This is a genomic window from uncultured Pluralibacter sp., from assembly GCF_913775985.1.
Taxonomy (GTDB): Bacteria; Pseudomonadota; Gammaproteobacteria; order Enterobacterales; family Enterobacteriaceae; genus Pluralibacter.
This window is the reverse complement of sequence record NZ_CAJYMB010000029.1, coordinates 30,221-49,753: the sequence shown is the minus strand read 5'-3', so window position 1 is coordinate 49,753 and position 19,533 is coordinate 30,221. Positions and strand designations below refer to the sequence as shown.

Annotated in this window: 19 protein-coding genes and 2 pseudogenes; 9 read left to right on the top strand and 12 right to left on the bottom strand. The window is 60.2% G+C overall.

Annotation, left to right across the window (positions count from 1 at the left end; translation table 11 throughout):
• The 3 genes from QZ766_RS03960 to QZ766_RS03950 form a co-directional block, all read left to right on the top strand.
• Positions 1–282 (top strand): UbiX family flavin prenyltransferase (locus QZ766_RS03960; RefSeq protein ID WP_297197540.1); only part of this gene is annotated, 282 nt, incomplete at its 5' end.
• 1 nt (position 283) lies between these two features.
• Positions 284–1,708 carry a non-oxidative hydroxyarylic acid decarboxylases subunit C gene (locus QZ766_RS03955; protein WP_297197538.1) on the top strand — a complete coding sequence of 475 codons (1,425 nt, stop codon included), beginning with the start codon at positions 284–286 and terminating at the stop codon, positions 1,706–1,708.
• Positions 1,709–1,730: 22 nt separating this feature from the next.
• Entirely contained in the window at positions 1,731–1,967 is a 237-nt protein-coding gene (locus QZ766_RS03950) for a non-oxidative hydroxyarylic acid decarboxylases subunit D (protein WP_297197536.1), read from the top strand.
• 54 nt (positions 1,968–2,021) lie between these two features.
• On the opposite strand, the gene mutS is transcribed toward QZ766_RS03950, so the two are convergent.
• The 5 genes and pseudogenes from mutS to QZ766_RS03925 form a co-directional block, all read right to left on the bottom strand.
• A complete protein-coding gene (gene mutS, locus QZ766_RS03945) occupies positions 2,022–4,589 on the bottom strand; it encodes a DNA mismatch repair protein MutS (protein WP_297197549.1) in 2,568 nt (855 codons plus the stop codon).
• 962 nt (positions 4,590–5,551) lie between these two features.
• A pseudogene (locus tag QZ766_RS03940) lies at positions 5,552–5,888 on the bottom strand (DUF1493 family protein).
• A 56-nt stretch (positions 5,889–5,944) separates the two neighbouring features.
• Positions 5,945–6,400 (bottom strand): annotated as a pseudogene (tssD, locus tag QZ766_RS03935) (type VI secretion system tube protein TssD).
• Position 6,401: 1 nt separating this feature from the next.
• Complete coding sequence (locus QZ766_RS03930) at positions 6,402–6,671, bottom strand: hypothetical protein (protein WP_297197534.1); 270 nt, start codon at positions 6,669–6,671, stop codon at positions 6,402–6,404.
• On the bottom strand, positions 6,649–7,167 hold the full coding sequence (locus tag QZ766_RS03925; protein WP_297197547.1) for a DUF2778 domain-containing protein: 519 nt from the start codon (positions 7,165–7,167) through the stop codon (positions 6,649–6,651). The genes QZ766_RS03930 and QZ766_RS03925 overlap by 23 nt, the downstream gene beginning before the upstream one ends.
• Before the next feature lie 389 nt (positions 7,168–7,556).
• Between QZ766_RS03925 and QZ766_RS03920 the strand changes: the two genes are divergently transcribed.
• Positions 7,557–8,285 carry an FMN-dependent NADH-azoreductase gene (locus QZ766_RS03920; protein ID WP_297197531.1) on the top strand — a complete coding sequence of 243 codons (729 nt, stop codon included), beginning with the start codon at positions 7,557–7,559 and terminating at the stop codon, positions 8,283–8,285.
• A gap of 92 nt (positions 8,286–8,377) precedes the next feature.
• Positions 8,378–8,722 carry a nitrous oxide-stimulated promoter family protein gene (locus QZ766_RS03915; protein WP_297197528.1) on the top strand — a complete coding sequence of 115 codons (345 nt, stop codon included), beginning with the start codon at positions 8,378–8,380 and terminating at the stop codon, positions 8,720–8,722.
• Between the two features lies 1 nt (position 8,723).
• Here QZ766_RS03915 and QZ766_RS03910 read toward each other — a convergent pair whose 3' ends face one another.
• The gene (locus tag QZ766_RS03910) at positions 8,724–9,551 is read right to left on the bottom strand and encodes an AraC family transcriptional regulator (RefSeq protein ID WP_297197526.1); all 828 of its coding nucleotides are present in this window, start codon (positions 9,549–9,551) and stop codon (positions 8,724–8,726) included.
• Between the two features lie 163 nt (positions 9,552–9,714).
• Between QZ766_RS03910 and QZ766_RS03905 the strand changes: the two genes are divergently transcribed.
• Positions 9,715–10,479, top strand: a complete 765-nt coding sequence (locus QZ766_RS03905) for a phytanoyl-CoA dioxygenase family protein (RefSeq protein ID WP_297197524.1) — start codon at positions 9,715–9,717, stop codon at positions 10,477–10,479.
• Positions 10,480–10,539: 60 nt separating this feature from the next.
• Here the strand turns inward: QZ766_RS03905 and flhA are convergent, their stop codons facing one another.
• The 6 genes from flhA to hypA all read right to left on the bottom strand — a co-directional run bounded on the left by flhA (position 10,540) and on the right by hypA (position 16,359).
• Complete coding sequence (gene flhA / locus QZ766_RS03900) at positions 10,540–12,624, bottom strand: formate hydrogenlyase transcriptional activator FlhA (protein ID WP_297197521.1); 2,085 nt, start codon at positions 12,622–12,624, stop codon at positions 10,540–10,542.
• 117 nt (positions 12,625–12,741) lie between these two features.
• Positions 12,742–13,752 carry a hydrogenase expression/formation protein HypE gene (gene hypE / locus QZ766_RS03895; protein ID WP_297197519.1) on the bottom strand — a complete coding sequence of 337 codons (1,011 nt, stop codon included), beginning with the start codon at positions 13,750–13,752 and terminating at the stop codon, positions 12,742–12,744.
• A complete protein-coding gene (gene hypD, locus QZ766_RS03890) occupies positions 13,749–14,870 on the bottom strand; it encodes a hydrogenase formation protein HypD (protein WP_297197516.1) in 1,122 nt (373 codons plus the stop codon). Before hypD ends, hypE begins: the two co-directional genes overlap by 4 nt.
• 2 nt (positions 14,871–14,872) lie before the next feature.
• A complete protein-coding gene (locus tag QZ766_RS03885) occupies positions 14,873–15,142 on the bottom strand; it encodes a HypC/HybG/HupF family hydrogenase formation chaperone (RefSeq protein WP_297197514.1) in 270 nt (89 codons plus the stop codon).
• Positions 15,133–16,005 (bottom strand): hydrogenase nickel incorporation protein HypB, encoded by an 873-nt coding sequence (gene hypB, locus QZ766_RS03880; protein ID WP_297197511.1) that lies wholly within the window; start codon positions 16,003–16,005, stop codon positions 15,133–15,135. The genes QZ766_RS03885 and hypB overlap by 10 nt, the downstream gene beginning before the upstream one ends.
• Positions 16,006–16,008: 3 nt before the next feature.
• Positions 16,009–16,359 (bottom strand): hydrogenase maturation nickel metallochaperone HypA, encoded by a 351-nt coding sequence (gene hypA / locus QZ766_RS03875; protein ID WP_297197508.1) that lies wholly within the window; start codon positions 16,357–16,359, stop codon positions 16,009–16,011.
• 199 nt (positions 16,360–16,558) lie between these two features.
• Here hypA and hycA point away from each other — a divergent pair, with 199 nt between their 5' ends.
• From hycA to hycC, 3 genes are all read left to right on the top strand, one after another.
• Positions 16,559–17,020 carry a formate hydrogenlyase regulator HycA gene (gene hycA, locus QZ766_RS03870; protein WP_297197505.1) on the top strand — a complete coding sequence of 154 codons (462 nt, stop codon included), beginning with the start codon at positions 16,559–16,561 and terminating at the stop codon, positions 17,018–17,020.
• A gap of 81 nt (positions 17,021–17,101) precedes the next feature.
• Complete coding sequence (locus QZ766_RS03865) at positions 17,102–17,710, top strand: 4Fe-4S dicluster domain-containing protein (protein ID WP_297197502.1); 609 nt, start codon at positions 17,102–17,104, stop codon at positions 17,708–17,710.
• Positions 17,707–19,533: a formate hydrogenlyase subunit 3 gene (gene hycC, locus QZ766_RS03860; RefSeq protein ID WP_297197499.1), complete on the top strand. Its 1,827-nt coding sequence runs from the start codon at positions 17,707–17,709 to the stop codon at positions 19,531–19,533. Before QZ766_RS03865 ends, hycC begins: the two co-directional genes overlap by 4 nt.

The window sequence follows — 19,533 nt, the reverse complement described above, 5'->3', positions numbered from 1 at the left end:
GGCAGGGCGGCGGACGTGGTGCTTAAAGAGGGGCGCAAACTGGTGCTGGTACCGCGGGAGATGCCGCTCAGCACCATTCATCTGGAAAACATGCTGGCCCTGTCCCGGATGGGCGTGGCGATGGTTCCACCGATGCCCGCCTGGTACAACCATCCCGAAACCGTGGACGATATCAACCAGCACATTATTACCCGCGTGATGGATCAGTTTGGTCTGCAAAACCCTCGTGCCCGGCGCTGGCAGGGGCTGCAGGCCGCGTCGTACCCTCAACAGGAGAGTTAATATGGCTTTTGACGACTTACGCAGTTTTCTCCAGGCGCTGGAGGCGCAGGGACAGCTGCTGCGCATTAATGAAGAGGTGGATGCCGAACCGGATCTTGCGGCGGCAGCGAACGCCACCGGCCGCATCGGCGACGGCGCGCCCGCGCTGTGGTTCGACAATATTCGCGGCTTCACCGATGCCCGGGTAGCCCTGAACACCATTGGCTCGTGGCAGAATCACGCCATTTCGCTGGGCCTGCCGCCCAACACGCCGGTGAAGCAGCAGATTGAAACCTTTATCCGCCGCTGGGACAACTTCCCGGTGGCCCCGGAGCGACGGGACAACCCGCCCTGGGCGCAGAACAGCGTCGACGGCGAAGAGATTAACCTGTTCGATCTCCTGCCGCTGTTTCGCCTCAACGACGGCGACGGCGGCTTTTATCTCGACAAAGCCTGCGTAGTCTCGCGCGATCCGACCGATCCGGACAACTTCGGCAAGCAGAATGTCGGCATCTACCGCATGGAAGTGAAGGGCAAGCGCAAGCTGGGCCTGCAGCCGGTGCCGATGCACGACATCGCCCTGCACTTGCATAAAGCGGAAGAGCGCGGCCAGGATCTGCCGATTGCCATTACCCTCGGCAACGATCCGATCATTACCCTGATGGGTGCCACGCCGCTGAAATACGATCAGTCGGAATATGAGATGGCGGGCGCGCTGCGGGAAAGCCCGTATCCCATTACGACAGCACCCCTGACCGGTTTCGACGTGCCCTGGGGATCGGAAGTGATCCTCGAAGGCGTGATTGAAGGCCGCAAAAGGGAGATCGAAGGCCCGTTCGGTGAGTTTACCGGCCACTACTCCGGCGGCCGCAACATGACCGTAGTACGTATTGATAAAGTGTCGTATCGCACGCGGCCTATCTTCGAGTCGCTGTATCTCGGGATGCCATGGACGGAAATTGACTACCTGATGGGCCCGGCCACCTGCGTGCCGCTCTACCAGCAGCTGAAAGCCGAGTTCCCGGAAGTACAGGCAGTTAACGCCATGTACACCCACGGCCTGCTGGCAATCATCTCCACCAAAAAGCGCTACGGCGGCTTTGCCCGCGCGGTAGGCCTGCGGGCAATGACCACGCCGCACGGCCTCGGCTACGTGAAGATGGTGATTATGGTGGATGAGGATGTCGATCCGTTTAACCTGCCGCAGGTGATGTGGGCCCTGTCGTCGAAGGTCAACCCGGCAGGAGATCTGGTGCAGCTGCCGAACATGTCGGTGCTGGAGCTGGATCCTGGCTCCAGCCCGGCCGGGATCACCGACAAGCTGATCATTGATGCCACTACGCCGGTGGCGCCGGACAGGCGCGGCCACTACAGCCAGCCGGTGCAGGATCTGCCGGAAACCAAAGCCTGGGCGGAGAAACTCACCGCCATGCTGGCCGCCCGCTAATTCCGTCAATAAGGAGAAGATAATGATCTGTCCACGCTGCGCCGACGCGCGCATTGAGGTAATGGCGACATCGCCGGTAAAAGAGGTCTGGACGGTTTACCAGTGCCAGCACTGCCTCTACACCTGGCGCAGTACCGAACCGCTGCGCCGCACGTCCCGGGAGCACTACCCTGAGGCGTTTCGCATGACCCAGAGCGATATTGATAACGCACCGCAGGTGCCCACCATTCCGCCGCTGCTGGCGGCGGATAAGCGCTAAAAAAATGCCGGGCAGCTGACGCTTGCCCGGCACGTTTTTACTACAGCGCCCGTTTTATACCAGCGCTTTCAGCCGGTAAATCCACTCCAGTGCCTGCCGCGGCGTCAGGGTATCGGGATCGAGATTCTCCAGCGCATCTACTGCAGGGGAGGTCTCTTCCGGCACCGACAGCAGCGACATCTGGGTGCCGTCAATCTGGGTGGCTGCCGCGTTGGGCGACAGGCTCTCCAGCTCGCGCAGCTTCTGGCGCGCGCGCTTGATCACCTCTTTCGGCACGCCCGCCAGGGCCGCCACCGCCAGACCGTAGCTCTTGCTGGCCGCGCCGTCCTGCACGCTGTGCATAAAGGCAATGGTATCGCCGTGCTCCAGCGCGTCGAGATGCACGTTGGCAACGCCTTCCATTTTTTCCGGCAGCTGGGTCAGCTCAAAATAATGGGTGGCGAACAGGGTCATCGCTTTGATGCGGTTCGCCAGATTTTCCGCACAGGCCCACGCCAGCGACAGGCCGTCGTAGGTCGAGGTGCCGCGCCCGACTTCATCCATCAGTACCAGGCTGTTCTCGGTGGCGTTATGCAGGATATTGGCGGTTTCGGTCATCTCCACCATGAAGGTGGAGCGCCCGGAAGCCAGATCGTCCGCCGCGCCGACGCGGGTAAAGATGCGGTCGATAGGGCCAAGCTCCGCCTTCTGCGCCGGGACGTAGCTGCCGATATAGGCCAGCAGAGCAATCAGCGCTGCCTGGCGCATATAGGTACTCTTACCGCCCATGTTCGGGCCAGTGATGATCAGCATCCGCCGCTGGGGCGAGAGGTTCAGCGGGTTGGCGATAAACGGCTCGTTCAGCACCTGCTCCACCACCGGGTGGCGGCCTTCAGTAATGCGGATCCCCGGCTTGTCGCTGAAGGTCGGGCAGGCATAGCCGAGCGTGTCCGCGCGCTCGGCGAGGTTCACCAGCACGTCCAGCTCCGCCAGTGCGGCGGCGCTCTGCTGCAGATCTCCCAGGTGCGGCAGCAGCAGGTCGAACAGCTCGTCGTACAGCTGCTTCTCCAGCGCCAGCGCCTTGCCCTTGGAGGTCAGCACTTTGTCTTCGTACTCTTTCAGCTCCGGAATGATGTAGCGCTCGGCGTTTTTCAGCGTCTGGCGCCGCACATAGTTGATGGGCGCCAGGTGGCTCTGGCCGCGGCTGATCTGAATGTAGTAGCCGTGAACGGCGTTGTAGCCCACTTTCAGGGTGTCCAGCCCCAGGCGCTCGCGCTCGCGGATCTCCAGCTTGTCGAGATAGTCGGTTGCGCCATCCGCCAGTGCCCGCCACTCGTCCAGCTCTTCGTTATAGCCGGGGGCGATAACCCCGCCGTCGCGCACCAGCACCGGCGGCGCTTCAATTACCGCACGCTCCAGCAGCTCGCGCAGCTCGGTGAACTCGCCCATGCTCTCGCGCAGTTTCTGCACCGGGGCGCAGTCTACTTCCGCCAGCTGGGCGCGCAGCTCCGGCAGCTGCTGGAAGGCGTGGCGCATGCGCGCCAGATCCCGCGGGCGGGCGGTGCGCAGCGCCAGCCGCGCCAGGATGCGCTCCAGATCGCCTACCTGGCGCAGCACCGGCTGCAGTTCGCCGCAGCGCTCCTGCAGCGCGCCGATGGTCTGCTGGCGGCCCGTCAGCACCGCGGTGTCGCGCACCGGCATGTGCAGCCAGCGCTTCAGCATCCGGCTGCCCATCGGCGTGACCGTGCTGTCCAGCACCGACGACAGGGTATTCTCAACGCCGCCGGCCAGATTCTGGGTGATCTCCAGATTGCGGCGGGTGGCCGCATCCATAATGATGCTGTCCTGCTGGCGCTCCATGGTGATGGAGCGAATGTGCGGCAGGGAAGTGCGCTGGGTATCTTTGACGTACTGCAGCAGACAGCCGGCGGCGCACAGGCCGCGGGGCGCGTTCTCTACGCCGAAGCCCACCAGATCCCGGGTACCGAACTGTAGATTAAGCTGCTGGCGGGCGGTGTCGATTTCAAACTCCCACAGCGGACGGCGGCGCAGGCCGCGGCGATTCTCAATCAGCGCCATCTCGGCAAAATCTTCGGCATACAGCAGCTCCGCGGGATTGGTGCGCTGCAGCTCGGCGGCCATCGTCTCGCGGTCCGCCGGCTCGCTCAGGCGAAAGCGCCCGGAGCTGATATCGAGGGTGGCAAAGCCGTATCCCTTGCTATCCTGCCAGATAGCCGCCAGCAGATTGTCCTGACGCTCCTGCAACAGCGCCTCATCGCTGATGGTGCCCGGCGTCACGATGCGCACCACTTTGCGCTCCACCGGCCCTTTGCTGGTGGCCGGATCGCCGATCTGCTCGCAGATAGCCACCGACTCACCCAGGTTCACCAGCTTCGCGAGATAGTTTTCCACTGCGTGATGGGGAACGCCCGCCATCGGAATAGGTTCACCGGCGGACGCCCCGCGCTTGGTCAGGGAGATATCCAGCAGCTGGGACGCGCGCTTCGCGTCATCGTAGAACAGCTCGTAGAAGTCGCCCATGCGGTAAAAAAGCAGGATTTCCGGATGCTGGGCTTTGAGTTTCAGGTACTGCTGCATCATCGGGGTGTGGCTGGAAAAGTCTTGCTCGATAGACTCTTTCATGTTGATTTCACTCATGTTCATGGCGTTATTCGTGCTCCAAAGACTCTGCGGTAAACCTCGATAAGCACAGCGCAATCCAACGCTGCGCCGGGGCGTCCGGGCTCTGTCAGCGCGGCGCGCGCGGTTTACGCGAGGCAACAATCCTCAGGGTGATTGTGGGTCAATCCATGATAATCACCGGGCTGCCGGATGTGGCGAGGCCGATGGTCAATTCAGATGGACGAGCGATAAGCGTGCCTGACGTTTTTGTAAGGGCGTATCTTAGCATCGACAGGTGCTGTGATTCATCCGTTGGATGGTGAGGCGATCCTGTTCAGGTAATTTTCTGATGCTGCTGGATTTTGCGGGGCCAGTAAAGAGCGGAGGTGCACAGGAAATAAGGAGGGGGCAGCATATTCGTTCGGCGAACTTCATGGCTTAATGAAGGAATGGCGGTGCTGCTTACTGAGATGGAGTCGGCCCACTAAATAAGTGTAGGATGGGCCGGTTTGAATAGATGTAGAAGCCTTAGTGTTATGTTTTTTCTGCCTTTTCAGCCCAGATTTTCCCTTCGGGAACGATCATGAGTAACAACAAAAAACGCAGGCAAGCTACACTAAGCCGTCTCGTGCTGACATCGTTCGCTCAGTGGTTACGTCTACGGCTGTTGAAACAGGGCAGTCCTCCGCGAAGATTGAAGCCACTCTTGAAGAGACGCGCAAAAAGTTCGCCCATTTTCGTCTTGCTATTTGATCCACTTCTCAATGCTTGTCTGACCAAGTGACTATTGACCCTGAGTCCATTAAGGCGCCTTTTAAATAGTCGAGGTGTAATGAATTTTTTTTCTGCTCTGGCGTTGATAATCCAGCAGTTTGTATTCATCCTGAACGGTTGTCTTGTAAGTTAATGGTAGAGATAGCCACTTTTAATGTGTAAGTTTCCGTTTATGTTGCCTGCTCTATAAATATAACACTGCTGATTTATCAGTCATAAAGCCATTTTCCAGCTTCCTCTGACTTGGCAAACATTTTGACGGTTAGAGGCTTACGATTTCTTTCAACATCCTTCCGCTTAACTTTAAACCACCGAGTCAGCAAAGGAGTATTTCCCCAGGGGAAGTAACACGACCATTTAACACTGGTAAGATCAACATTAAAATTTATTTAAAGCTTCATGCAGATCGTCACCGGGAGCATCAAATAAGTCATAATCAAGTTGCAATGGGATTTCATTCCAGTTTTTACCTAAGCTGGTTGATATTTGATCCTTAAAGCAGTCTAAAACCTGATCTTGAATACTTTTCATTAAAATGATGTCCATTGTATCCATCAGTTCATCTATTATGCTGTTTGTCTTTCATTCCATGCATCCATATATTAGATATTGCCATCAACGATTCGCCACGTTATCTTTTCATATTGTAGGCTCACACTTTCGATGTGATTCATTTGATTATTACCAGCAAGTTTAACGTTAGGTACACCGCAGTTAACACCAGTGATTTTTACGTTTTCCAGGAATACTGTGTAGTAACACACTTCCTGCCCGGCGTCGCTAATGCGATAAAATCATATTTCTGCACTTTTTAATGTTTGGCCCGTTGCTGCTGCTTTATAAAGATAGGGCGTTGAACTATCAACCTCTTTTTCAATCATCATAGAAGAGTGCTGCCGCGTTCCCGTAATCTTACCGTTAGAGCTATCAACGGGTAAGTTGACTCCGTGACTTAACCCTATGATTTCAATACTACCCTCACGGTCCTGAACATCAACGGAGCCTTTTATATCTGCCCCACCATCATCTTTGAGCCACATATAGGGAGGAATTGGCATGTTAACTTTTCCTTATCTTGCTAATTGCATTCGTTAATAAAATATAAATAAACGTTGTCACTGTAAAAATAGTAATAACAGAGATATAAAAGTAGAGATCGTAAAAGTTATCGGCACCTATTTCACCTGGCCCATAAATTATATGACCCAGTCGTGATACACAGCCATGACTCAACCATTCTTCCGGGCTCCCCAGTATACGGCCTGTTAGTAAAGAAATTGCCATGTAAAGGGCTACTTTTGCAGCTCTACGGGCAAGCATTAGTGCCATGAGTAACGACCTCCACCCAACCTCGCGCCAGAAGCGAGCGCATGCAAGGCACCTGTATCAGATTAGTATTCATGAGCGCATTTCTGATGAGTGCATAATCTGAATTATGTGCGATCGTTATGCATCCTTCAGAGTGTTTACCAGGGTGAAGTCTGAATAACCCACGATGTACATTATCAATCCAAGTGCCATCGTCTATCCCTAAGTCATCCTTATATAAGGCGAACCACTCACTGCGACCAAACTCAGCGCCGTTATAAATTTTGTTAAACAAATCCTGAGATTTAGCTTTAATCCACGATCCAGGCCCTCCCATACCGCGCTCAACAATCCAGTATTTCCCCGGCGGTAGCGGCCCGTCGTTTGGTATTGCACTGCATGCTCCTTTATTTCGATAGATACCGTTACCAGAAAAAGCCATAAATACGCCTACGCCATACAAATTGAACGGCACGTAATCGGCACCGTTAAGAATGAGTTTTCCATGTAAAGCCATCATCTAATTTCCCAAAAAGATATTTAACGAGTATATCGATGATTGTAACCATATGGAATTAAGGTTTTTATGATTTTTGGATTATTTAGAGATTAAGAAAACTAAGTGATGGTTGATTATTAACGGTGTCTGTTATTTGATTCGATTACGCTAAATATTAATTCGATTGCCGCCATTCAAAGCAATTAATCTTAATTTTGAATGCTTAGCCCATGGTCGATAGCCAGAACACGGCATTCCCCCAAAAATCGCACATTCCGCCAACAAACATTCAAATTTTTTGAACTCTATTACCTAAGTATTTCGCTGTCTTTTAAGTGCGTTTGACCGCAGGATAGCGTGATTCAACAAAGTGATTAACTAATTGCACACGCTTACAGGGGTCATTCATGTCACGCCTTCTCGTTCTCAAATCCAGCATTCTCGGGGACTATTCCCAGTCGGGCAAACTTGTCGACTATCTCACCGCGCAGTGGCAGAAAACCCATCCTGCGGATAGCGTTACTGTGCGCGATCTGGCCGCTGAACCGCTGCCGGAGCTGGACGGGGAAGTGGTTACCGGCTTTTCCGCCGGCACCAACGCCAACGACCGTCAGAAACAAGTGCGCGACCTGTCAGATACCCTGATCAGCGAGCTGAAAAGCCACGACGTGCTGGTGATTGCCGCGCCGATGTACAACTTCAACATCTCAACCCAGCTGAAAACCTGGATTGACCTGATTGCCCGCGCCGGGGAAACGTTCCGCTACACCGAAGCGGGCGCCCAGGGGCTGGTGACCGGTAAAAAAGCGATTGTTATCAGCAGCCGCGGCGGTATTTACGACGGCAGCCCGAACGACTTCGTTACGCCGTATATGAAGCTGTTCCTCGGCTTTATCGGCATTACCGATGTGGAAGTGGTGCTGGCGGAAGGCCTGGCCATGAGCGACAACGCTGAATCTTCCGTTGAGAACGCCAAAGCCGCTATCGCCGCGCTGGCCGGAACCCAGGCCGCAAAGCGCGTTGAGGCCGCCAACGATGCTGTTAAACCAGCCGCTGATGCGCTACAGCCTGCCCGCAAAGTTGAAGAAGAGCCAAAAGGTTTCCTGCAGCGCCTGCTGGCAAAACTGTTCGGCTAGCTACCGCAGCCACCGGCGCGCACCTGCGGCGGTGGTCACAATCGGCCATAAGGGGTATTATTGATACATCTTTACCCCTGCAGGAGTTTCCCATGGCCGGAAAGCGCATCCAGCGCGAAAAGCTCACCATCCGCCGGATGATTGCCCTCTATGCATCGCGCTGCCCGGATGCCGTTGCGGACCCGGAACACTATGTCAGCCTGAATGCCTACGCCGATAAGCGCCTTGATAAATGCGTGTTCGGCGAGGCGAAGCCCGCCTGCAAGCAGTGCCCGGTGCACTGCTATCAGCCTGCGAAACGCGAAGAGATGAAGCAGGTAATGCGCTGGGCGGGGCCGCGAATGCTCTGGCGCCATCCGCTGCTGACCGTCCGCCACCTGATTGACGACCGCCGTCCGGTCCCCGAGCTGCCGGAAAAATACCGCCCGAAGAAATAGCCTACAGCGTCCGGCAGTGCCTGCGGTACTCGGTGGGCGAGCGCGCGGTGTGGCGGCGAAACAGGCGGCAAAAATAATTGCTGTCCTCGAACCCGCAGCGGTGCGCAATCTCTTTCACTTTCATGTCATAGCCCCGCAGCAGCCCTTTTGCCTGCTCCAGACGCAGCCCCGTCAGATAGTCGTTAAAGCCCGTCTGCCCGACCTTTTGAAACAGATGCGATAGATAATTGGGCGTGATGTGAAAATGCCTGGCAACGCTCTCGCGGCTGAGGGGCTGGCCGGGTTCTTCCTGCAGATACTCCTGAATAGCCCGCAGCAGCGCCTCGCTTTTGCTGAGGCTGGTCGGCAGATGCGTCAGCTGATCGCAGCAGTGGCTAATCAATCCTGCGAAGACAATTTGCGCGGTGGGTTCAGCGGGCAGCAGCGCCAGCTCGTTAAGGGGCATTAGCAGGTAGGAGCCTACCCTCGGCCCCAGTCTCGCTACGTTTTCCTTGCTGATGCTCGTCATCTGCTGTCCGTCCCAGCGCTGCAGGCTGAAGCCAAGCTTCTGCTTGCCAAAAAGAATGCTCAGCAGCACTGCCGGACCGCGCCACTGGGGCAGATTCCAGCGTCCGGCGGGAATATACAGCGCCTGTCCCGCGCGCAGATGCGGGCTATCAATACCCAGCGCAAGATCGCACATCTCGCCTTCCAGCATAATTTCCAGACGCGGAAAGGGCACGCGCATAGCCAGCCCGGGGGCCCCTGCGTTCTGTGTCGGGAAGCGTACCCGCCAGCGGCACTGCTGCGCCACAATATCGCGCAGCAGTGCGATAATTTGATCGGACATTCTCACTCTCTCCGCCATTCTTTCTGGACAATGAGCCGCCTCACACTTTATGGCGAAGCGCACAATCGTCCAGTTTTCCGTATCTCTCTCATACAGAATTGCCGCCGTCTTTGCAGTATTTTTGTGAATATGTTGTGAGATGGTTAACGCAAAGGGGCAGGGTATGCAGAATCAGGCGGAAGTATGGCTGGCGGCACTGGGGGCAGATTGCGCGCTGCCGGCGAAAATGAGAGAAGAGCTGGATACGCAGGGGTACACGGTGGTGGAAGGCGTCGCCGACGCGGCGTGGCTGGCGGCAATGCGCGAGCGCATTGACGCGCTGGTGACGCAGGAGGGGGATAATCTGGCCATTGAACACCACCAGGAGGCCACAGCCACCCGCATCGCCAACCTGATCAACAAAGGGACGGTGTGGGAAAAGGTCTGGTGCCATCCGCTGATCCTCTCCGCCTGCCGCTACGTTTTTAACGGCGAGTTTAAAATCTCCAGCCTTAATGCCCGCGAGGCGCTGCGCAACGGCGGCCACCAGCCGCTGCATGCCGACTGGAAAAAAACGCGGCACGACTTTCCGAAAGTGCATCTGGTGAATACCATCTGGGCGATTGACGATCTGAGCGCCGCTAACGGCGCCCCGCGGATTGTGCCCGCCACCCATCTGCGGCGCGAGCTGCCGGAAGAGGCGCTGGCGGACGTGGACGCGCGTCATCCTGATGAGGTGATTTTTGAAGCCCCGGCGGGCAGCGTGATGATTTATAACGCCCACGCCTGGCACGGCGGTACCCGCAACACGCTTGGCACCCGCCGCCGGGTGCTGCACGGTCTTTACATCGACAGGAACGATACTGCCCAGCAGGATCAGCGGCGTTGGCTGACGCCGGAAACTGAAAGCCGCCTGACCCCTGCGCAGAAGTGGCTACTGGACGTTTGACTTTTATCCCGGCGCGGTGCGAGACGTGTGCCGCTGCCGGGGCTATTATTTTCGCCGGGCTTAATTTCCCCCCAGCGCATCCTTATCAATCCCCAGCCGCTTCATCCGCGACAGCAGCGTCGTGCGCTTGAGTCCCAGGCGCTGCGCCGCGCCTTTTGGCCCGGATACCACGCCGTTAGTCTCCTTCAGCACCCGCACAATCTGCTGGTACTCGTCCTCGCCTTCGCGGAGCGGCTCGGCGGCCGGGGCCGGCTCCGCGCCGGAGCGGCTGTACATCTCGGGCAGGGAAAGCTGCAGCACGCTGCCGCGAGTCAGCAGCACCGCGCGCTCGATAACGTTCTCCAGCTCGCGCACGTTGCCGGGCCACTCCATTTTCGCCAGCTGGTGCAGGGTATCTGCCGGAATGCTGTCGATCTGGCGTCCGAGGCGGCGGGCTATTTTGGCGGTGAACGCCTTTACCATCAGCGGAATATCTTCCGGGCGCTCGCGCAGCGGCGGCAGGCAGATGGGGAACACGTTCAGCCGGTAGTAGAGATCGCTGCGAAACTCCCTGTCCGCCACCATCTGTTTCAGATCCCGGTTGGTGGCGGCGATCAGCCGCACGTCGGTGCGGATAAGCTTGTTGCTGCCGAGGCGCTCGAACTCCTGCTCCTGCAGGACGCGCAGCAGCTTCGGCTGCAGCTCCAGCGGCATATCGCCCACTTCGTCGAGGAACAGCGAGCTTTTATCCGCCAGCTCGAAGCGCCCGATGCGCTGGGCGCTGGCGCCGGTGAAGGCCCCGCGCTCGTGGCCAAACAGGTCGCTCTCCAGCAGCCCGGCGGGCATCGCGGCGCAGTTCATCTTCACCATCCGGCGGCTGTTGCGCTCGCTGAGGTTGTGGATGGCGCGGGCGAACAGCTCCTTGCCAGTACCGGTCTCGCCGAGGATCAGCACCGTGCTGTCGCTTTGCGCCACCATCTCCACCTGGCGCAGCACGCGAATGATGGCGTCGCTGCGGCCGATGATTTCGCCAAACTCGCTGTCGACGTTGTTCAGCTGTTCGGTGAGGGCGAGGTTCTCATCCACCAGCCGCTCTTTCAGGCGGTGGATCTCCTGGTAGGCGAGGGCGTTATCCACCGCGATGGCGACCCGCTCGGCAATCTGGCGCAGCAGCCGCAGGTTGGCGGTGGTAAACACTTTTTCGTCGCACTGGGCCAGTTTGAGTACGCCGATCATGGTGTCGCCGGACATCAGCGGCAGCAGGCACAGAGTCTGGATGTTATTGCCCCAGATGCGAAACAGCATCCGCTCGTAGGGCGCCATTGCATCGTGCTCGTGCAGGTTGATGAGCAGCATCTCTTTGCTTTTAAACACCCGCTCCGACAGGGTGCCGCTCTCGTCAGCGACGGTCCGGTCGTGTACCGGGCTATTGGCGTCCAGATAGTGCGAGGAGTAGACGTTCAGCTTGCCCTTGACGCTGCTGCGCAGCACCACGCTGATGGCGTCGATGCTGAAGTAGTGGTGGATCTCTTTCGCCACTTCCCCCACCAGTTCCTCAATATCCAGCCGGGACAGCACTGCGTTAGTGATGTCCACCAGAATGCGGAAGTTGTCCCGCTCGCGGCACAGCAAATCGTAATCGACGTTATTGCTCATCCGGTTCTGGATCTGCTCGCTGACCACCGCCACGATCTGCGCCAGCGCGTGCAGGCGCTGCAGCTCTTTGTCGCTCCAGGGCCGGTCGTCCCGGCGGATAAACTCGCAGCCGCCAAAAATGCGGCCGTCGGCGGCCAGCGGTAGCAGAGCGTAGTGGGCAAAGGGCGCGTACAGCCCGCCGTTCATCAGCTGCGGCCAGGCGTCGCTGAACTCCTCCGCGCGGCACAGCAGCGTCTCCGGGCGTGACAGCAGCCGCCGGGCGGGGCCGTGGGCCAGCACCGTTTCATCTTCATACTCCACCGGCGCGCCGCTGTCTTCATGGGCGAAATAGCGCACCCGGTGGTGGCCGGGCGTCCAGAGCAGCAGCGCGGCGCAGTCTGCCAGCGCCGAACGCTTCACCAGGCCAGTAAGGGCGTTGCTGAGGCTGGTCAGATCCGGCTGCTGTAAAAGTGTTCGGGTTATATCAAACAGCCCCTGCTGTCCGAGTTCGCCCATGGGGGTATATGACATTGCGCTTGTCCAGATGCGCCGCCCGCGCGGCGCAAAAAAGAAATTCAAAAACAGGCCCCTGCCACATCAGGCCGCAAAGCGGGCCCGCGTAACGTTGTGGGGAGAGTAAAAAGCGCCTCAGCAGATGCGCGGCAGCGGCTCGGCGTGAGGTAAATCCAGGGTGCGTTTAATGCCGTACAGCCCGTTCAGCCGCACGCCGGTTTGCGTCGTCATCTCGCCGATAATCGCCGCGTCGCGGCCCAGCGGATGCGCGCGCAGCCGGCCCAGCGCCTCGTCGGCACACTCGCGCGCGACGCCTATCACCAGCTTGCCTTCGTTGGCGAAGTTGAGGGCGTCCAGCCCCAGCAGCTCGCACACGCCGCGCACCGCGGGCTTCACCGGCAGGGCCGCTTCGTTCAACTCAATCCCGCAGCCGCTGGCGGCGGCAAACTCGTGGGCCACCGCATTGACGCCGCCGCGGGTTGCGTCGCGCAGCGCCCTGACGCCGGGCAGATCGCGCAGGCTCTGAATAAGCGGCGTCAGCACCGCGCAGTCGCTGACCAGCTCGCCTTCCAGTCCGAGCTGCTCGCGCAGGTTAAGGATCGCCGCACCGTGGTCCCCCAGCGTGCCGCTGACCAGCAGCACGTCGCCCGCCGCCAGCTGGCGGGCGCCCCAGCGGATCTCCGCCGGAACAGCGCCCATCCCCGCGGTGTTAATAAACAGCTTGTCGACGCCGCCGCGCGGCACCACTTTGGTATCGCCGGTGACAATGGCAATCCCGGCTTCCCGGGCAGTGTGCGCCATGCTGTCCACCACCTGCGCCAGCAGGGCCATCTCCAGCCCCTCTTCAATAATAAACCCGCAGGAGAGAAACTGCGGCACTGCGCCGCTCACCGCCACGTCGTTGGCGGTACCGCACACCGCCAGCTTGCCGATGTTGCCGCCGGGAAAGAACAGCGGATCGATAACGTAGCTGTCGGTGGAGAACGCCAGCCGGTCGCCACGCGCTGTAAGCGCCGCCAGATCCAGCCGGGCTTGATCCTCCTGCTCCGCCAGCCACGGATTGTTGAAGGCCTTCATAAACAGCTCGTCGATCAGCTGCTGCATTGCCCGGCCTCCGCTGCCGTGGGCTATCTGAATATTTTTCATTGGCTAGGTTCCTGACTGCGATACTGATACCAGGCGGCGCACGCGCCCTCGGAGGAGACCATCAGCGCCCCGAAGGCGCTCTGCGGATTGCAGGTTGTGCCGAACAGCGGGCACTGGTGCGGCTTGCAGCGGCCAGTAAGCACATCGCCGCAGCGGGCGCGGGGATCGTCGCACACCGACTGCGGCGCCGGGCGAAAGTGGGCTTCGGCGTCAAACTGCTGATAGGGCGCGGTGAGCCGCACCCCGGAATCTTCAATCAGGCCCAGACCGCGCCACTCGCTGTCGCCGGTAACGGTAAACACCTCGGCAATGGCCTCCTGGGCCAGCCGGTTGCCCGCGTCCGGCACCACCCGGCGGTACTGATTTTCCACCCGGCTGCGGTGCGCTATTTTCTGCTCAACCAGCAGGGCAACGCCTTGCAGTAGATCAAGCGGTTCGAATCCAGCCACCACAACCGGCCTGCGATAGGCGTCGGCGATGAAGCCGTAAGCCTCCGTACCGATCACCATGCTGACGTGTCCGGGGGCGAGGAAAGCGTCAATGGCGTTATCCGGCTGCTCCAGCAGGCTTTTTAAGGTGGGGATCAGGGTGATGTGCTGGCAAAAGACGAAAAAGTTGTCGAGCCCGAGCCCGCGCGCCTGGCGCAGGGTTACGGCGGTGGCGGGCATGGTGGTTTCGAAGCCGAGACCAAAAAAGACCACTTTGCGATCGGGATTCTGCTGCGCCAGCGCCAGGGCATCCAGCGGCGAGTAGACGATGCGCACGTCGGCGCCGCGCGCTTTGGCCTGCATCAGCGAGCCGTCGCGCCCCGGGACGCGCATCGCGTCGCCGAAGGTGCAGAAGATCACTTCCGGGCGGCGGGCTATCTCGGTACAGGTGTCAATCCGGCCCATCGGCAGCACGCATACCGGGCAGCCGGGGCCGTGAATAAACTCGATATTCTCCGGCAGCAGCTGATCGAGGCCAAACTTAAAGATGGCGTGGGTGTGGCCGCCGCATACCTCCATGATCCGCAGCGGGTGCCGGGGCGTGGCGTCCAGCAGCGCGGCGCGCTGGGTCAGGTGGTCGATGAGCTTCATCACCTGCTCCGGCGCGCGGTACTCGTCAACAAAGCGCATGGCTACTCCTCGCCGTAGAGCAGGGCGCCGACGTCCGGCTCTACCTCAAACATATTTTGCAGCGCCGCCAGCGTGTCCCGGGCTTCCGCCTCGTCAATCAGGCTCATGGCGAAGCCAACGTGAACCAGCACCCACTGTCCCAGGCGCGGCTCTCCCCGCTCGTCGCAGGCGCCCACCAGGGTTAAATCCACATCGCGCAGGATGCCGCAGACGTCCACTTTGGCCTGGCAGCCGTCAATGTGGGCGATTTGGCCCGGAATGCCTATGCACATCGCTGCGCCTCCAGCCATGCCAGCCAGCGGTCCATACCGTCGCCTTTGGTGGCGGAGACCAGCAGGATCTCAATGTCGGGATTGACCGCCCGGGCGTTCGCCAGGCAGGCGTCGACGTCGAAATCGAGGTACGGCAGCAGATCCACCTTGTTCAGCAGCATCAGCGACGCGGCGGCGAACATGTGCGGATATTTCAGCGGCTTGTCTTCGCCCTCGGTGACCGACAGCACCGCCACCTTGTGGCGCTCGCCCAGATCGAAGCTCGCCGGACACACCAGGTTGCCGACGTTTTCAATAAACAGAATGCCGCCGTCGTCCAGCGGCAGGCGCGGCGCGGCGTCGGCAATCATCTGCGCGTCGAGGTGGCAGCCTTTACCGGTATTCACCTGAATCGCCGGGGTGCCGGTGGCGCGAATGCGCGCCGCGTCGTTGACCGTCTGCTGGTCCCCTTCAATGACCGCGCAGGCGGTATTGCCCTTCAGGCGCAGCAGGGTTTCGGTCAGCAGGGTGGTTTTGCCGGAGCCGGGGCTGGAGACCAGATTCAGCACCAGCTGGCGGGCGGCGTCAAAGCGGGCGCGGTTGCGTGCCGCCAGCCGGTTGTTTTTATCGAGCACGTCGATTTCGACTTCCAGCATTTTGCGCTGGCTCATGCCGGGGGCGTGGGTGCCCGCTTCGCCGTGGCCGTAATGCAGATCCCCCTCGGCGGAGCGCGCCGGGGCAAAGTCCGGCGCCTGAAGCCCGGTGATGCGCAGGGCCGGGCGGGACACCGGCGCGAACGGCGCGCTGCGAAAGGCGGAGTGCGGGTTGCGCTCGTCGCCTTCAATATACCGGTTGCCGTCTGCGCAACCGCAGGTTGTACACATAATTTACTCCTGATCTATCTCAATGCGTTTGATCTGCAAGCCGTCGTCGGCCACGATCCTTAATTCGCTGCTCTGGCACTGCGGACAGCGCCGGACGTGCGGCGACAGCAGCTGCACGTACTGGCGGCAGGTCGGGCACCAGCACTCCGCCTGCTGCTCTTCAATATGCAGAGCGCTGCCTTCCGCCAGGGTTCCCCGGCACACCAGCTCAAAGCAGAAGTTGAGCGCCGCGGGCTCGACGCAGGAGAAGGCCCCGACGCTGAGCCACACGCCGGTGACGCGGCGGGCGCCGTTATTCGCCGCCTGCTGCTCAATGATTTCCAGCGCGCGCTGGCAGAGGGTGATTTCGTGCATGCTGCCTCCCGAGGGGTGATGCGCCATAAATGCAATAACGATGCCAGGTATTCAAAACTGTCGATGTCGACGGGCAAATGACGAAAATGACATGTCGGCGGTGGCGCGGATCTCGTTAATTTTCCTTTAGAAACAATGAAATAAAAAATGGCATGAAACGTGCTTATCCGGTGTGACATTTGAAATCGGGTACCTTGAGATGACCATTTGGGAAATTAGTGAAAAGGCGGATTACATCGCCGACCGCCACCGCCGCCAGCAGAAGCTGTGGCACAGCTACTGCAACTCGCTGGTACAGGGCATTACGCTCTCCAAAGCCCGCCTGCATCACGCCGTAAGCAGCACGCCGTCGGAAGGGCTGAGCTTCGTGCTGTTCGACCACTTTCTTATCCACATCACCCTGGATACGGGCTTCAACAGCCACACCATTCACTACCGGCTGGCCACCCGCGACGACGCGGAGAGCCTTGCCGTGGGCGAAGCGCATCTCGGCAGCGACGGCACCGTGGATGATGGTGTCAGCTGTCTTGACAGAGAGCAGGTGCTGAACCACTACCTGCAAAAAATCGAGCCGGTATACCTGCGCCTGTACGACGCCATTGAGAACGACCTGCCGGTGGATCTCCCCCAGCTGCTGTCGGGGCAGGCGCTGCATGCCTGACTACGCCCGCGGCGTCAGCGTCAAAAATGACGACTGCGTCACACTTTTCGTCAAAAATGACTGTCATCCGAGGATAGCCCGGTGAACCGTTTTGTAATTGCCGATCCCAGCGTCTGCATCGGCTGCCGCACCTGCGAAGCCGCCTGCTCCGAGAACCACCGCCGCGTTGGCCTGCAGTCGATGCCGCGCCTGCAGGTGGTGAGAAACGACAAAGAATCCGCACCGCAGCTCTGCCACCACTGCGAAGACGCGCCCTGCGCCGGGGTCTGCCCGGTCAACGCCATTACCCGAGTGGACGGGGCGGTGCAGCTTAATGAAAGCCTGTGCGTGAGCTGCAAACTGTGCGGTATCGCCTGCCCGTTCGGCGCCATTGAATTTAGCGGCAGCCGCCCGCTGGATATTCCCGCCAATGCCAACTCCCCGAAGGCGCTGCCCGCGCCGCCGGCCCCGGCCCGGGTCAGCTCGCTGCTGGACTGGATACCCGGCGTGCGCGCCATCGCCGTGAAGTGCGATTTGTGCCAGTTCGATGAACAGGGGCCCGCCTGCGTGCGCACCTGTCCTACCGGCGCGCTGATGCAGGTAGACAGCCGCGATATCGATCGGGCGAGCCGCCGCAAACGCGAAATGAACATCATGACTGACTACGGCGACCTGTCGCTGCTGCAGTCTCTGGACGGAGAGGGACGATGACGGTTCTGTCACTGATTAACAGCGCTGTGGCGATCTTCACCGCGGCGGCGCTCGCCGGGTGGCTGCTGCAGATGAATAAAACCTTCAGCGGCCTGATTGCCGGTCTCGGCGGCGCGGCGGCCAGCCTGTGCGCCACCGCGGCGGCGATAACCACCCTGCTGAACGCTACCGTCGCCAGCGGCACGGTGCCGCTGATTCATCACGCGGTGCTGCTGACCCCGCTTAATGCGGTCTGGCTGCTGACGCTGGGGCTGTGCGGGCTGTTCGTCAGCCTCTACAACATCGCCTGGCACCGTCATCCGCAGGTGAAATGCCGGGGTGGCCTGCTGAACCTGCTGCTGGCTGCCGCTACCTGCGCGATCGTCGCGGGCAGCCTCGGCGGGCTGGTGCTGATGGCGGAAATCATGGCCCTCTGCGCGGCGTTCCTTACCGGCTGCGCCAGTTCAGGCAAGCCGTGGTTCGTCCTCGGACGGCTGGGCACGCTGCTGCTGGCGCTGGCCTGCTGGCTGGCCTGGCAGCGCTACGGCACGCTGGATCTGGCGGTGCTGAACCAGCGCGCGCGGCTGCTGCCGCTCGGCAGCGATATCTGGCTGTTAGGAACCGTGGGTTTTGGTCTGCTGGCGGGGATTATCCCGCTGCACGGCTGGGTGCCGCAGGCCCACGCCAGCGCCGATGCCCCGGCGGCGGCGGTGTTTTCCGGCGTGGTGATGAAAGTCGGCCTGCTCGGGGTGTTGACTATCTCCCTGCTGGGCGGCCGTCCGCCGCTGTGGTGGGGCGCGGCGCTGCTGGTGCTGGGCGCAATTACCGCATTCATCGGCGGCCTGTATGCCCTGATGGAGCACAACATCCAGCGGCTGCTGGCGTACCACACCCTGGAAAACATCGGCATTATCCTGCTCGGTCTCGGTGCGGGCGTCACCGGCGTGGCCCTGCGCCAGCCGGCGCTGATCGCGCTGGGCACGGTGGGCGGCCTCTATCATCTGCTCAACCACACTCTGTTTAAGACCACCCTGTTTCTCGGCGCGGGCAGCATCTGGTTCCGCACCGGACATCGCGATATTGAGAAGCTCGGCGGCATCGGCAAGCGCATGCCGGTGACGGCGCTGGCGATGCTGGTGGCGCTGATGGCGATGGCGGCGCTGCCGCCGCTCAACGGTTTTGCCGGTGAGTGGGTTATCTATCAGGCCTTCTTCCGCCTGAGCCACGACGGCGGCTTTATCGGACGCCTGCTCGGGCCGTTGCTGGCGGTAGGGCTGGCAATTACCGGCGCGCTGGCGGTGATGTGCATGGCGAAAGTCTACGGCGTGACCTTCCTCGGCGCTCCGCGCAGCCGGGAAGCGGAGGACGCGCGCTGCGCGCCGCTGCTGATGGCCGCCTGCACCGCGGCGCTGGCCGCCTGCTGCATTATCGGCGGGGTGGCCGCGCCCTGGCTGCTGCCGCTGCTGGAAAGCGCGGTGCCGCTGCCGCTGCACACCGCCGATACCGCGGTATCCCAGCCGATGATTGCGCTGCTGCTGATTGCCGCCACGCTGCTGCCGTTCCTGATTGCCGTCCTGATGAAGGGTGACCGTCTGCCGGCCCGCACCCGGGGCAAGGCGTGGGTCTGCGGCTACGAGCATGAATCGTCGATGGTGATCACCGCCCACGGCTTTGCGCTGCCGATTAAAGAGGCGTTCGCCCCGGTGCTGGCCCTGCGCCACACGCTAAATCCGCTGCGCCTGGTGCCCGGCTGGCAGAGCGCGGCGGCACCCGGCGTGCTGCGCGTGCTGGCGCTTGTCGAGCTGGCCGCGCTGGTTGTGATTGTCGTTTCCCGAGGAGCCTGA

What these genes read in the sequence shown, in the direction of transcription:
- hycC (WP_297197499.1), top strand. Translation starts at nt 17,707, where the DNA reads ATGACGGTTCTGTCACTGATTAACAGCGCTGTGGCGATCTTCACCGCG.
- QZ766_RS03910 (WP_297197526.1), bottom strand. Translation starts at nt 9,551, where the DNA reads ATGTCCGATCAAATTATCGCACTGCTGCGCGATATTGTGGCGCAGCAG.
- flhA (WP_297197521.1), bottom strand. Translation starts at nt 12,624, where the DNA reads ATGTCATATACCCCCATGGGCGAACTCGGACAGCAGGGGCTGTTTGAT.
- QZ766_RS03915 (WP_297197528.1), top strand. Translation starts at nt 8,378, where the DNA reads ATGGCCGGAAAGCGCATCCAGCGCGAAAAGCTCACCATCCGCCGGATG.
- QZ766_RS03925 (WP_297197547.1), bottom strand. Translation starts at nt 7,167, where the DNA reads ATGGCTTTACATGGAAAACTCATTCTTAACGGTGCCGATTACGTGCCG.
- QZ766_RS03905 (WP_297197524.1), top strand. Translation starts at nt 9,715, where the DNA reads ATGCAGAATCAGGCGGAAGTATGGCTGGCGGCACTGGGGGCAGATTGC.
- QZ766_RS03950 (WP_297197536.1), top strand. Translation starts at nt 1,731, where the DNA reads ATGATCTGTCCACGCTGCGCCGACGCGCGCATTGAGGTAATGGCGACA.
- QZ766_RS03930 (WP_297197534.1), bottom strand. Translation starts at nt 6,671, where the DNA reads ATGGCACTAATGCTTGCCCGTAGAGCTGCAAAAGTAGCCCTTTACATG.
- hypE (WP_297197519.1), bottom strand. Translation starts at nt 13,752, where the DNA reads ATGAAAAATATTCAGATAGCCCACGGCAGCGGAGGCCGGGCAATGCAG.
- QZ766_RS03920 (WP_297197531.1), top strand. Translation starts at nt 7,557, where the DNA reads ATGTCACGCCTTCTCGTTCTCAAATCCAGCATTCTCGGGGACTATTCC.
- QZ766_RS03885 (WP_297197514.1), bottom strand. Translation starts at nt 15,142, where the DNA reads ATGTGCATAGGCATTCCGGGCCAAATCGCCCACATTGACGGCTGCCAG.
- hypB (WP_297197511.1), bottom strand. Translation starts at nt 16,005, where the DNA reads ATGTGTACAACCTGCGGTTGCGCAGACGGCAACCGGTATATTGAAGGC.
- hypA (WP_297197508.1), bottom strand. Translation starts at nt 16,359, where the DNA reads ATGCACGAAATCACCCTCTGCCAGCGCGCGCTGGAAATCATTGAGCAG.
- mutS (WP_297197549.1), bottom strand. Translation starts at nt 4,589, where the DNA reads ATGAAAGAGTCTATCGAGCAAGACTTTTCCAGCCACACCCCGATGATG.
- QZ766_RS03955 (WP_297197538.1), top strand. Translation starts at nt 284, where the DNA reads ATGGCTTTTGACGACTTACGCAGTTTTCTCCAGGCGCTGGAGGCGCAG.
- hypD (WP_297197516.1), bottom strand. Translation starts at nt 14,870, where the DNA reads ATGCGCTTTGTTGACGAGTACCGCGCGCCGGAGCAGGTGATGAAGCTC.
- hycA (WP_297197505.1), top strand. Translation starts at nt 16,559, where the DNA reads ATGACCATTTGGGAAATTAGTGAAAAGGCGGATTACATCGCCGACCGC.